Source organism: Pseudomonas sp. Irchel s3a12, assembly GCF_900187485.1.
In the GTDB taxonomy this organism is placed as follows: domain Bacteria; phylum Pseudomonadota; class Gammaproteobacteria; order Pseudomonadales; family Pseudomonadaceae; genus Aquipseudomonas; species Aquipseudomonas neuropathica.
The window spans coordinates 11,301-24,446 of the sequence record NZ_FYDN01000011.1 but is presented as its reverse complement, the minus strand read 5'-3'; the positions used below and the strand labels follow the sequence as shown (position 1 = coordinate 24,446).

Here is a 13,146-nt window from a genome sequence, read left to right as displayed (position 1 = left end):
CCTCACCCCAGCCCTCCCGAAACGTCGGACCGCCCGGAGGGAGAGGGGGCCGACCGAGGTGTCTGGCGCTATCCATCGACCTGAGATATCGAGTCGATTATGGATTCGGCAAAGTACTTTCAGGTCAGCGTACTTCTTCAATATCCCCCATTCAGTCCCCTCTCCCTCTGGGAGAGGGTTAGGGTGAGGGGCTCTTGAAGTTCACACCGAAAGTCTCAATCGCGCCAAATCCCTTAACGGCGGTGCACCAAACAAGCGGCTGTACTCACGGCTGAACTGTGACGGACTTTCATACCCGACGCGATACCCCGCCGCCGACGCTTCCAGCCCCTCGGCCAGCATCAGGCGCCGCGCCTCTTGCAGGCGCAACTGCTTCTGATACTGCAACGGACTCATCGCCGTCATCGCCTTGAAACGGTGATGCAAGGTCGAGACGCTGAGGTTCACTTCTTTGGCCAGGTCATCAATGCGCAGCGGCTGTTCGAAGTTGCCGTTCAACCATTTGATCGCCTGACTGATGCGATGGCTCTGGCTGTTGGCGATCGCGATTTCATACAAACGATGGCCCTGCGGGCTGCGCAACAGGCGATAAAGAATCTCCCGGCGAATCAGCGGCGCGAGCATGGCGATGTCTTTCGGTGCATCGAGCAATCGGGCCAGACGCAGCACGGCATCGAGCATCGAACTGTCGATCTGCTCGACATACAAACCCCGCCCGGTCGGCCGCGTCGGCACGCCCATCGGGCCGGCGTCGGCGATTAGCGCGGTGATTTCGGTCGGGTCGATATCCAGGCGCACGGCGAGGATCGGTTCTTCCGGCGAGACATTCACCACGCGCCCGCTTAACGGCATCGAAACCGACACCACCAGATAATTCAGCGGATCGTAATTAAAGAACTCGTCGGCCAGCCGCACTTCCTTACGTCCCTGCGCCATGATGCACAGCGCCGGTTGCGCGAGCACCGGGGCAAAGTCGTGGGATCGGGTGTGGCGCGACATGAACAGCGAGCCGATGGCGGTCTCGTAGCTGCCATCGTCGGTGGTGTTGCGGCGGATGATCGCCGCCAGTTCCGCGCGCTGTTTTTCCATGTCAGCGGTGGGTTCGGCTTGAAAACGATCGAATGACGTCATGCACGGCATCCTCGGCAGGGGAGGTGGAATGGAGCAGAGCATATGTTTGTGCAAGCGCCAGCGGTAGACACATCCTGCGAAATGCTTGCCTGATTCTGCATGGGATTGTGGGCGGGCTCAGCCATAGCAGGATGTAGGGCGGCAAAGTTGCTTGATACGCCGTATGACAACCGTGTGACGCAGTTTTACAGGTTGTTACAGGTCTTCTGCGCAGTCTCGCAGGATTGTGCAACGCAGCGACAGGAATCGACTAACGGCGGCTGGCGTGCGGCCCTTAACCTTTGATCCTGTCGCAGCCCGTCCCCCGGCTGCCACGCGACTCCCTGGGAGGGTTGAACATGTCCAAGCAGATTCCCGTCAGTCATATGGCCTTCGTTCGAGCGCGCGCCGGGCGTTCGGCGGAACTCGGTGTACGCCTGAGCGCGTTGATCGAGCCGTCCCGCGCCGCCCCCGGTTGCCTGAGCTTTGCCTTGCAGCATTCGCAGTGTGATCCCGAGTTGTGGCTGGTCTGCGGGTTCTGGAGCAGCCAGCAAATGATGACCAACTATTTCAACAGCCCGTCGATGGAAATCTTCGCCGAGCTTGTGCAGGAACTGGTGGTCAACAGCCTCGACTTCCACACGTTCAAGGACGTATCGGCGGCGCAAGCCCTCGGTCAATGCCCGGCGCCGGTACACAAACTCGTCGGTTGAGGGTTTAATGTCCGGCTTGTTTGTCTGAGCCGGGATATGTGACATGGCACGTAAAGAGTTCGAACACTTCGAAGCAGTTTCCGCAGTCGTCCCCGTCGAGTTGGGCGGCAACAAGGGCTATCACGCGGCAATCGCGGTCAAGGCCCTGGTCGATGGCGGTGCACCACGCTTTCACAAACTGTTGAATGACCAGATCTTCCCCGGCGCCATTGCCGCTGATGAAGCGGCCATCAATGAGCTGGATAACCTCAAAGGCGTCACTGAAGACGCCGAGTTGATCTGGTAACGCGTTACTTGTTTGCGCCCGGACGCCACATCTTGAACAGGGCCTCAGGCCCCAACTGGAAATAATCCGCCGGTCCGCCGCCGCGCAGAATCGGTTCTGCTGCGGCGGTGTCGTAAATGCCGTCCTTCAGCAGCCACTTGGCGATATGCACGGCGACCACTTCGCCGAGGATCAGCCAGCTCGGCACGGTTTCGCCATCGGCGCGCTGCAACTGAATGATCTGCGTGACCTTGCATTCAAAGGACACCGGACTTTCTGCGACCCGTGGTACTGAAATCACCTTTGACGCCACTGTCGTCAAACCCGCCAATTCAAACTCGTTGACCTCAGGCGCGACCATCGCGCAGCTCTGATTCATCTGCTCGGCCAGCGGGCGGGTGGCGAGGTTCCAGACGAACTCGCCGGTCTGCTCGATGTTGTTCAGGCTGTCTTTGCGCCCGACGCTGGAAAAACCAATGATCGGCGGAATGTAGTTGAAGGCATTGAAGAAGCTGTACGGCGCCAGGTTCAAGCGGCCGTTGGCATCCTGCGAGGAAATCCAGCCGATGGGGCGTGGGCCGACGATGGCGTTGAACGGATCGTGGGGCAGACCGTGGCCGTTGGCGGGTTCGTAGAAGTGGATGTCATCGGGCATGGTGGGTGAATTCCTGAGGCTGCGTTTCGGATGCAGCCATAGTGCAAGGACGCCCCGCATATTTCCAGCCAGACGCAAAACCCCGTGTAGGAGCTGCCGAAGGCTGCGATCTTTTGATTTTGCTTTTAAAGATCAAGATCAAAAGATCGCAGCCTTCGGCAGCTCCTACAGTGGATTTGTGTGTATTTGAGAAAATTGTCATCCCCCAGAAATGACTAAGCCCGGCCAAGGCCGGGCTGTGGGACGAACGCTGAAAATTAGCTGATGGCAGCCGCGGTGCCGGTTTTATCGAAACCGTCAGCCGCGACGGTTTTACCCAGGTTGGTCTTGTCGAAACCATCAGCAGCCACAGCTTTGCCAAGGCTGGTTTTATCAAAACCATCAGCGGCATAAGTACCGGTGTGGCTGGTTTCGATGGCGGCGCTGGCGCCGTTGATGAAGTCGGCGGATTTGGTGCGATCCGAGCCGTCGGCAGCAAAGGTATTAGCGGCCAGTACGGACAGGGTCAGGGCGAGGATCAGTTTGGTTTTCATGTCGGTTACTCCAGATTCGTTGGCGGTGTGTCTTGCATGGGTTTAATGCTACGCCAAATAAATTGATTAAAAAGCGCAAATTAATGCTAAGAACAATCGATTAACTTGATGTTAAGGGCGACACGTTGAATTCGCTTTCGTCGTCGGAGCGAGCGTCGCGCAGGTCATCGATCAGGTGATTGCAGAATGAGGGGGCAGCATTAATTAGCGATTAATCGCTGTGCGGCGTGTGTGAGGGATTTTTCATGCAGGTCTGGATAACGCTGTGACCCAATTGCGAGCAGGCTCGCTCCCACAGGGAAATGCATTCCAGATGTGGGAGCGAGCCTGCTCGCGAAGAGTCCATCACAGCCACCATTGCAGTGGCTGTGAAACCCGATCAGTCAGTCACGATCCGCGAATGCTTCTGGGTGTCCTTCATGGTGATGTACACCAGCAACGACACCGCGATGCATGCCGTCACATACCAGTAGTAACCGGTTTCCATGCCGATGCTCTTGAACCACAGCGCGATGTATTCAGCGGTGCCGCCGAAGATCGACACGGTCAGTGCATACGGCAGGCCAACGCCCAGGGCGCGGATCTCGGTCGGGAACAGTTCGGCTTTCACCACCGCGTTGATCGAGGTGTAGCCGCTGACGATGATCAGCGCTGCCATGATCAGGAAGAACGCGCCCCACCAGGTCTGAATGGTGTGCAGGGTCATCAGGATTGGCACGGTGAAGATCGTCCCCAGCACGCCGAAGGCGATCAGGATCGGACGACGACCGATCTTGTCCGAGAGGCCGCCGATGATCGGTTGCAGGCACATGAACAGGAACAGCGTGGCGGCAGAGATGGTGGTCGAGTCGGAGATGCTCATGCCGACGGTGTTCACCAGGTATTTCTGCATGTAGGTGGTGTAGGTGTAGAACGCCAGGGTGCCGCCCATGGTCAGGCCGACCACGGTCAACAGTTCTTTGGGGTGGCGCATCAAGGTGCGCATGGCGCTTTCCTTGGACTTCTCTTTTTTGGTGAACGACTCGGTTTCTTCCATGCCGCGACGCAGGTACAGCGCCACGACCGCACACAGCGCGCCGATGGCGAACGGAATACGCCAGCCCCACGCGTACAGTTGTTCAGTGGTCAGCACGTTCTGCAGCACGATCAGGACGCCCAGCGCGATGAGCTGGCCGGAGATCAGGGTCACGTACTGGAAGCTGGAGAAGAAGCCGCGACGTTCCTTGGTCGCCATCTCCGAGAGATAGGTTGCCGAGGTGCCGTATTCGCCACCGACCGAGAGGCCCTGCAGCAGACGGGCGAACACCAGCAGGATCGGCGCGCCGATGCCGATGGTTTCGTAGTTCGGGCTGAGGGCGATCAGCAGCGAGCCGAAGCACATCAGGTAAACCGAGGCCATCAAGGCTTTTTTACGGCCGACCTTGTCGGCGTACATCCCCATCAGCCAGCCGCCAATCGGACGCATCAGAAAGCCGACGGCGAAAATCGCGGCGGTGTTCATCAGTTGGGCGGTGGTGGAACCGGCGGGGAAGAAGGTTTTCGCGAAATACAGGGAGAAGGCGGCATACACATACCAGTCGTACCACTCGACCATGTTGCCGACGGAACCGCTGAAGATCGATTTGATCCGGCTGGCGGTGGTTCTTTCTTTGGCCGGCACGGCAGCCGACCCAAGTGGCAGGGCGTTGGAGTTATCCATTGAAGGATCCTTCGTTTAATTGTTTTTGTGGAGCGCGTCGAAACGCAGCCTGCGAGGGCTATAGCAGGAGGTGTGCCAACGGGGGGAGGGCCGGTTTAGAGGGCGTGGCGGGATTGGGTGAGCGGATTTGTGCCGATGGAATTGATCTTGTGAGCGGATTTCCGCTTATTGGGGCTGAGATCAAAAGCCCCTCACCCTAACCCTCTCCCGGGGGGAGAGGGGACTGATCGAGGTGCTTTTGATAGTTACGCCGACCTGAGATACCGAGTCGAACTCAGGTTTCGAAAAGCATGAGGATCGGCTCCCTTTCCCCCTCGCCCCCTTGGGGGCGGTCCGACGTTTCGGGAGGGCTGGGGTGAGGGGGATGGTTTTCAGCCGCAGCAAAAATCCCGACCCAGCCTCACTCAGCCAAAAACATCTCCCGACTCAACCCATGCCGCTGCAGCTTTTCATTGAACGTGCGGCGCGGCAGTTGCAACTCTTCAAGTACCGCTTTCACATCGCCCTTGTGCCGGGTCAGCGCCGCACGCAAACACTGCGCCTCAAACGCCTCCTGCTGCGCCGCCAGCGATTGCCCCGGATCAATCCCCGGTGCCGGTTCATCCAGGCCCAACACCTGACGTTCGGCAACGTTCGCTAGTTCGCGTACGTTGCCCGGCCAGTCGTGGCTGAGCAGATGGCTCAATTGCGCGCCACTCAAGGGTGGAAAGGTGCGGCCCAAGCGTTCAGCGGCATTGTGGGCGAAGGTTTCGAACAGCAGCGGAATGTCTTCGCGGCGATCGCGCAAGGGCGGCAAGCGCAGTTCGGCAACGTTCAGGCGATACGCCAGATCCTCGCGAAAACGTCCGGCCCGGGCTTCATCGAGCAGGTCGGGTTTGGTCGCTGCGACAATGCGCAGGTCAACGCGAATGCTCTGGTTCGAGCCCAGCCGTTCAAGCTTCTGCTCCTGCAACACGCGCAACAGTTTCACCTGTTGTGCCAGCGGCATGCTTTCGATTTCATCGAGAAACAAGGTGCCGCCATCGGCGTATTCCAGCTTGCCGATGCGCTTGCCCGAGGCGCCGGTAAATGCACCGCTCTCGTGACCGAACAACTCCGCCTCGAACAACTGCTCAGGGATCGCCGCACAGTTCAGCGCCACAAACGGCTTGGCCGCGCGCGGACCGAAATCATGCAGGCAACGCGCGACCAATTCCTTGCCGCTGCCGGTTTCGCCACGGATCAGCACATTGACCGGCAGCGCCGCCAGGTCCAGCACTTGCCGACGCAACGTCTGCAAACCACGGGACACACCAAGCAACGTCGCATCGAGTTTCGCGCGGTTGTCGGCCTGCTCGTGCAGTGCACGGTTTTCCAGAATCAGCCGGCGTTTGTCCAGCGCCCGGCGCAAGCTGCCGAGCAGGGTTTCCGGGCTGAACGGTTTTTCCAGAAAGTCGTAAGCACCGTCGCGCATCGCCTCGACGGCCATCGGTACATCGCCATGACCGGTGAGCAGAATTACCGGCAGGTCAGCGTCGCGTTTCTGCACTTCGGCCAACAACGCCAGGCCGCCTATGCCGGGCATGCGCACGTCGCTGAGGATCACCCCGGCAAAGTGCGCGGGCAGGGCGGCGAGGCATTCTTCAGCGCGGCTGAACAGCTGCACCTCGAAGCCGGACAGGCTCAGCCACTGCTCGACGGCGCTGCGAATGCTGCTTTCGTCATCGACCACCATCACTGAATTGAGCATCAGATGTGTGCCTCCAGATCGATCGGCAAAGTCAGGCTGAACACTGCGCCGCTGTCGCCATTTTCAGCACTCAGACGGCCGCCGGATTCATGCACGATGGCGAAGGATACCGCCAGGCCGAGACCCAAACCGTCGCCCACCGGTTTGGTGGTGAAGAACGGATCGAAGACCTGGCCCAAATGGTCTTCGGCGATGCCGCCGCCATTGTCGCTGACGCTCAGGCGCCACAGTTGTTCATCGGCTTCCAGACGGATTTCGAGACGCTTGCACGCTTTGCCCTGCATCGCATCGAGGGCGTTGCGCAGGAGGTTGATCAGCACCTGTTCGAGACGAATCGCATCACCGCGCACCCATGCCGGACGCGTCAGGTGCAACACCAGACTGACCTGCTCGTCACGCAACCGTGCATCGAGTAACTGCAAAGACTGATCGACCACCGTCGCCAGATCCAGGCGCTCACTCAAGCCGCTGGGGCTTTTGCGCGCGAAGGTCTTGAGGTGGCCGGTGAGGGCAGCCATGCGCGTGAGCATCTCGTCTACCGGTTTCAAGGCTTTATAAGCATCGTCGACCCGGCCATGCTCGAGCAGCAGGCGCAGCGTCGCCAGTTGCATGCGCTGAGCTGTCAGCGGCTGATTGATTTCATGGGCCAGCGCGGCGGACATCTGGCCGAGCGCGGCGAGTTTGGCCGATTGCACCAGACCGTCCTGCGCGGTGCGCAAATCGCGGGTGCGTTCTTCCACCAACTGTTCAAGTTCTTCGCGGTTGCGCTGGCGGATTTTCGACAGGCGCCAGCGCTGGTTGAGAAACAGCAACAGAAACACCAGCGCCAGCCACACCCCGGCGGCGGCCAGCCCGGCGTTGCGCAGGTCTTCGAACGCCACTTGCGGATGGCGCAGCAGGTGCAGGGTCCAGCCTTCGGCGCTCAGGGGCAGCGATTCCCATAGATAATCCGCCGTGCCTAGCGGGCCTTCGACGCGGCGCAGGTCGCTGTTGTCATCGAAGCGGCGCAGCGACAAATGAGTCAAGGGCTGCAGCGATTGCTTGTCGTACTGCCGGGTGGCTTTGATCTCATCGATGTCGCGGGCGCTCAATGGCCGCAGCGCGCGATAGCGCCAGCCGGGCTGGTTGGCGATGAAGATGATCCCGCGCGCGTCGCTGACCAGCAGTGTGTCATTGCCCTGACTCCATTCGCGTTCCAGCTCGGGGAATTCCAGCTTGACCACCATTGCGCCAAGGAACTCGTCGTTGTCGCCGAGCACCGCGCTGGAGAGGAAATAGCCGGGAATTCCGCTGGTCACGCCCACCGCGTAAAAACGCCCGGTGCCTTGGGTGCGGGTCTGGCTGAAGTAGGGGCGGAAACCGTAATTGTGGCCGACGTAACTGCTCGGCAAGCGCCAGTTGCTCGCCGCCACGGCGAGGCCCGTGTGATCAAGCAGTTCAAGGGTCGAGGATTGCGCCGCGCCGTTGATCTTTTCCAGCTTGAGATTCAGCGCCGCCTGTTCGTCGGCATCGACCGGCCCGGCCAGCGCCGAACGCAATTGCGGGTCCAGCGCCAGCACGGCGGGCAGGGCGCGGTAACGGTCGATCAGGGTATGCAGGGAGTTGGCGTACAACGCCAGTTGCTGGTTGGCACGGGCGGCATCCTCCTCCAGCGCCTGACGTTCGGCGTGGCGGATCGCAAGCGTAGCGGCAAGCGCCGCGCCGGCAATGATCAGCAGGGTATACAACGACAGACGCAGGGTACGGGAAGTCGGCAGCATGCTGGGCGCAGGAATAAGGACGGGCAGGCACCTTACCATGAGCACTGTTCAGGCCAGGAGTCGCGTCGTCACCTTTTCATACGGCAGTAAAAGTCGACGAATTGGAATGAAGCACGGTCCTCAGGTTTCGAAGCCTTTTTATTCGCTGTCCTGTGTCGCGTTCAATGCGTTCAATGCGCTTAGAGGGGTCAGTACGACTCAGGGTCTTGACCGTTTCGATTAAATGTTCCGAGCGATACTGCAGCATATTAATCGTGTCGGTAATGTCGGCATCCAGTGCAGTCACCTCATCCTCGGTAAGATCATTTGCGCTGGTTGCTATTTCATTCAAGAGATCAAGGGTGTCCGGAATCACCTTGATAGTCGGCCCGACGTAGGGGATCTTGCCAGCGCCTGCCAGCGCCAATTCCTTGCCAGCCGCGATGCCGCCTTGTTTGATCTCTTGCCGTCCTTCGGGTTTGAGCGGGTTGTAATCGGCGATAGCTTTAAAGTTAACCACGGGCCCTTGTTCGGCCTGTGTTTGCTTTAACAGCCTGGTTCCTTTCAATCGATCCGGTTGCAAGCTGATGGAGGTGTTCAAACCGGTTTTTCTGCCGATCGCTTTCGTCGTTTTACTCACGGTTTTTCCGACTAGGAAACCAAGAGCCCCGCCAATCAGCATTCCCAGAGGGCCGCCAGGGATTCCCAGTGCTACCCCGGCTGCGCTCATGCCTATGCCAACCGCGTTGGATGTGCCCTTTTCCGCAAGAAAAAAACCTGTACGTTTCGCGGTTGATACCCTGCTGTTGGGCTCAGAGCGATGATTGAGTATTTGAGTGGTGACATCCCTGACAGCCAGATCGACAGCTGAAAGCAGCTCGTTATGGAAGGCCAGTTTCTTCTGCATACGCTCTGTGGGAGTGTTTCCGGTAATAAATGCCCGAACGCCTGCGCTTGACGGTTGAGCTTCTTCTGTTTTGTTGCCTGTCGTGTCGAAGTAAGTCATGGGATTGTTGCGCACAAACCCATATAGGTTCAGCCCATCCACATCCCCTGCCGGGTCGGCACTGACCCAGCGTTGCAACCACGGCGCGTAATAGCGGGCGCCGTAGTAGTACAACCCGCTGACATCCATCTCCTTGCCCGAATAGCGGATGAAGCGGTACCTGGTTTCCGAATTCGGTGCCATCCACGCGGTTTCGCCAAAGGGGTAATAGCCTTCCTGGCTGATCATGACGGCGTCTTGATCCAGTTCCATCACGCTGGAGCCGAGATGATCTTCAAGGTTGTAACGCAATTGATCGCTGTCGATATCTTTGGGGTTGTTCTTTGCCCAATGCAGGCAGCGGGCGTTACTGAGGGTGATGACGTGCAGTTCTTCACCGTTGTCGCGGGTGCGGATTTCAAGCCCGGGCAGGTAGCGCACCTGGTGGAAATGTTCGGCGTTGGCAGCGAAGGTTTCGTGGCGTTTGAACACGCGAATGCCCTGGCTGTAAAGGTAATGCTCGGCGTCATTGCGATCGTTTTCACGCTGGATCAGCGTCACGCTCTCCACCTCATCGCGGGCATTCCAGATCAGCGGCTTGCCGGGGTGCATCGCTTTCTGGTTACCGTGACTGTCGAACAGATCGCCAAACACCGGTTCCGGGTCGCCGGTTTTCCAACGCACCCCGCGATTGCTCTTCAGATCGATGAACATTTGCCGGGTCGAGTTGTTGCCGGCGCGTACGTGACACAGTTCGATCAGGTTGCCACCGTTGTCGTACTGGTAGGTCTGGGTGTAGTTGAGGCGATTGTTCGGGTCGCCCGGTTGCGGCAGGCCGGGAATGTCCGGCGGCGGGGCGTCGTCGTAGCCGGTGGCGCTGGTCAACCGATAGAGCGAGTCGTAGGTGAAGTCGCGGTGGCCATCGATCAACTGATTGGCGAAGTAACGTGGTTGAAAGGCGTGGTCTTCGATGCGGGTGATATTGCCGACGGGATCGTAGAAATATTCGAGGTTCTGCAGCACTGCGCCGGTGTCTTTGCGACTGGACTGAGTGTGCAGACGACTGTCTGCAGGGTCGTACGTCCACGTACTGAGGACGCGATTGCCGGCCAGTTGTTCAATGATCTGCTCGTTGGCGTTGTACTGTGCGTCCAGCAATACCGGTTGCCAGTCAGACGTATCCTTGATCAGCAGTTCCGTTTGCTTGAGTTGCCCGGCCAGGCCGTAGCGCGAGCGTCGCCGATGGCCACCGGCGTCGGTCTGCTCGAGCAGCGCGCCGAGCGAGCTGAACACATGGTGAGTGGTGAACGGCTCACCGTCGTGGAACGTGCGGGTTTCCCGCAGCGGCTGGCCGGTCAGGGAAAAGCTGTTCGTGAGCAGCGAACCGGAATGGTCTTTCTGTTCCAGCAACTGGCCGCGACGGTTGTATCCGGCTTCGGCCGAGGCATCGGCGTAAATGAAAACATCGACATCGGGTTGGCCATTTTCCTCGACCGCGACCACCCGCAGTTGCTCATCGAAGATCGTCTGCCACTGGCTACCGCGCTGATCCCAGCGCCGCAACGGCTCACCCGCCAGCCCCGGCAGGATCAGGCGCCAGCCGGCGTCGACGCTGTCGGTCAATACCCCATCACCGTTTAGTGAGTAGACGTTAATGAGGTTCGCAGTGGGCAGACGCGGATCCCGCTGCGCCACCATACGGCCGACCACATCGTATTGCTGAAGCGACACGAGTGCTTTTGGTGTGTCGTCTGCCAGAGTGCGCAAGTAACTGACCTGACGGATCGGCGAGCCCCGGCCATCGATCACCGCCACCGTTGGAGTGCGCCTATGAACAGGGTCGTATTTCATGCGAATTTGTGTTTGGTGAAGGGCTGAACAAATGTCTGAAATTTCGACGCTGGTTTCGCTTGTTTGCGCAAAAATCTGTTGTCTGTCAGCAAATCTTCTTTGTGCCACTTCAGGGTGGTCTGGCTGCTTTCGATATATCCCAGGATTGCACTGGTCTGCTCTCGCAAGGTATCGAGCCGAATGGTCTTGGCAGCCATTAAGCGGCTCTTGTCAGGTAGCACGTCAGCCGAATTGATCGTGTTTTGTCCTACGCGTCTGAAGGCTTTCTCAATATCGGCCATTCGCGAAGTGAGGACTTGTTTCCAGTCGGCGAGCATCGTTTCGATTTTTTCAATCTTGACCGGATCCAGACCCTGTTTAATGTCCTCCACCTCCTGCACCCGCGAACCGATATTAAGTGTCGCCCCCACGCCTGGAACAAATGTTCCGACGCCGCGGTTCAGTAAGGTGTTGGCGGCATCGGCCGGCGTGAAACTCGATGAACGCTCTGTGATGCCGACCTTTTGATCAATGGCTGCGACGCTCATTGCCGAAGTTTGTGGAATCAATGGGACTGTCATATTTGCAAAGGACGTGTATTTGCTGGCGATCTCCTCGCCGATATCGCCGCTGATGTGCATGGCAATCATCTCCGACAAGAAGCCGACGGCGGCGGGCATAGCAGCGGTAAGTGTTGAGCCTGCGAACCCGCCGCCGAAATAACCAGCGAAGAAGCCGGCAGTGCCTATCAGTGACTCTGCAACAATATTCGCCAGCAGTTCAGTCCCGTACTGTCCGCTTGATACTTTCAGCATTTGGTCCAGCGTTGTGGCTGAGTAATCACCGAGAGTGGTCACGAAGTTTGAGAAATTTACGATATCGAATTTCTCTTGGCTGTTGCCTTGCACATCCACATAAGTTAACGGGTTGTTCAACACCATCGCATACAGATTCAACCCATCCACATCTCCGGCCGGATCGGCACTGACCCAACGCTGCAACCACGGCGCGTAATAGCGTGCGCCGTAGTAATACATGCCACTGACGTCCATCTCTTTGCCCGAATAACGGATGAATTTATAGCTGACCCCGGTCTCTGGAGGTGGGGTCATCCACGCCGTGGCGCCAAACGGGTAATAGCCTTCCTCGCTGATCAGTTGTGCTTGCTGATCCAGTTCCATCGCACAGGAACCGAGGTGATCTTCGAGGCTGTAACGCAATTGATCGCCGTCGATGTCTTTGGGATTGTTCTTTGCCCAATGCAGGCAGCGGGCGTTGCCGAGCGTGATGACGTGCAGTTCTTCACTGTTGTCGCGGGTGCGGATTTCAAGCCCCGGCAGATAGCGCACCTGGTGGAAATGCTCGGCGTTGGCAGCGAAGGTTTCGTGGCGTTTGAACACGCGCATACCCTGGCTGTAACGGTAGTACTCGGCATCATTGGAACCGCCATCGCGCTGGACCAGGATCACGCTTTCCAGCTCATCGCGGGTATTCCAGAGCAGCGGTTGGCCCGGTTGCACGGTCAGTTGATTGCCGTGGCGATCGAACAAAGTGTCGAAATCCGGCGGCTCGTCGCCGGTTTTCCAGCGCACCCCGCGATTGCTTTTCAGATCGATGAACATTTGCCGGGTCGAGTTGTTGCCGGTGCGTACGTGACACAGTTCGATCAGATTGCCACCGTTGTCGTACTGGTAGGTCTGGGTGTAGTTGAGGCGATTGTTCGGGTCGCCCGGTTGCGGCAGGCCGGGAATGTCCGGCGGCGGGGCGTCGTCGTAGCCGGTGGCGCTGGTCAACCGATAGAGCGAGTCGTAGGTGAAGTCGCGGTGGCCATCGATCAACTGATTGGCGAAGTAACGTGGTTGAAAGGCGTGGTCTTCGATGCGGGTAA

At 58.6% G+C, this 13,146-nt stretch carries 9 protein-coding genes and 1 pseudogene; 2 read left to right on the top strand and 8 right to left on the bottom strand.

The window, feature by feature from the left end; all coding sequences use genetic code 11:
* Positions 1 to 201: 201 nt before the first annotated feature.
* Positions 202 to 1,131 (bottom strand): AraC family transcriptional regulator, encoded by a 930-nt coding sequence (locus CKW14_RS18955; protein ID WP_093430530.1) that lies wholly within the window; start codon positions 1,129 to 1,131, stop codon positions 202 to 204.
* A 338-nt stretch (positions 1,132 to 1,469) separates the two neighbouring features.
* Here CKW14_RS18955 and CKW14_RS18950 point away from each other — a divergent pair, with 338 nt between their 5' ends.
* Both CKW14_RS18950 and CKW14_RS18945 read left to right on the top strand, forming a co-directional pair.
* Positions 1,470 to 1,823: an antibiotic biosynthesis monooxygenase family protein gene (locus tag CKW14_RS18950; protein ID WP_095048248.1), complete on the top strand. Its 354-nt coding sequence runs from the start codon at positions 1,470 to 1,472 to the stop codon at positions 1,821 to 1,823.
* A 43-nt stretch (positions 1,824 to 1,866) separates the two neighbouring features.
* Positions 1,867 to 2,109: a hypothetical protein gene (locus CKW14_RS18945; RefSeq protein ID WP_095048247.1), complete on the top strand. Its 243-nt coding sequence runs from the start codon at positions 1,867 to 1,869 to the stop codon at positions 2,107 to 2,109.
* Between the two features lie 4 nt (positions 2,110 to 2,113).
* On the opposite strand, the gene CKW14_RS18940 is transcribed toward CKW14_RS18945, so the two are convergent.
* The 7 genes and pseudogenes from CKW14_RS18940 to CKW14_RS30505 form a co-directional block, all read right to left on the bottom strand.
* A complete protein-coding gene (locus CKW14_RS18940) occupies positions 2,114 to 2,743 on the bottom strand; it encodes a flavin reductase family protein (RefSeq protein WP_007912610.1) in 630 nt (209 codons plus the stop codon).
* A gap of 257 nt (positions 2,744 to 3,000) precedes the next feature.
* Positions 3,001 to 3,276, bottom strand: coding sequence for a hypothetical protein (locus CKW14_RS18935; protein ID WP_038366788.1), 276 nt, complete (start codon positions 3,274 to 3,276; stop codon positions 3,001 to 3,003).
* Between the two features lie 379 nt (positions 3,277 to 3,655).
* Positions 3,656 to 4,975 (bottom strand): MFS transporter, encoded by a 1,320-nt coding sequence (locus tag CKW14_RS18930; protein WP_007912608.1) that lies wholly within the window; start codon positions 4,973 to 4,975, stop codon positions 3,656 to 3,658.
* Positions 4,976 to 5,375: 400 nt separating this feature from the next.
* Positions 5,376 to 6,704: a sigma-54 dependent transcriptional regulator gene (locus tag CKW14_RS18925; RefSeq protein ID WP_095125855.1), complete on the bottom strand. Its 1,329-nt coding sequence runs from the start codon at positions 6,702 to 6,704 to the stop codon at positions 5,376 to 5,378.
* The gene (locus tag CKW14_RS18920) at positions 6,704 to 8,464 is read right to left on the bottom strand and encodes an ATP-binding protein (RefSeq protein ID WP_095125854.1); all 1,761 of its coding nucleotides are present in this window, start codon (positions 8,462 to 8,464) and stop codon (positions 6,704 to 6,706) included. The genes CKW14_RS18925 and CKW14_RS18920 overlap by 1 nt, the downstream gene beginning before the upstream one ends.
* Positions 8,465 to 8,540: 76 nt before the next feature.
* A complete protein-coding gene (locus tag CKW14_RS18915) occupies positions 8,541 to 11,279 on the bottom strand; it encodes an RHS repeat-associated core domain-containing protein (protein ID WP_095125853.1) in 2,739 nt (912 codons plus the stop codon).
* Positions 11,276 to 13,117 (bottom strand): annotated as a pseudogene (locus CKW14_RS30505) (RHS repeat-associated core domain-containing protein); the annotation flags it as partial. The pseudogene CKW14_RS30505 and the gene CKW14_RS18915, both read right to left, overlap by 4 nt.
* Positions 13,118 to 13,146 lie beyond the last annotated feature (29 nt).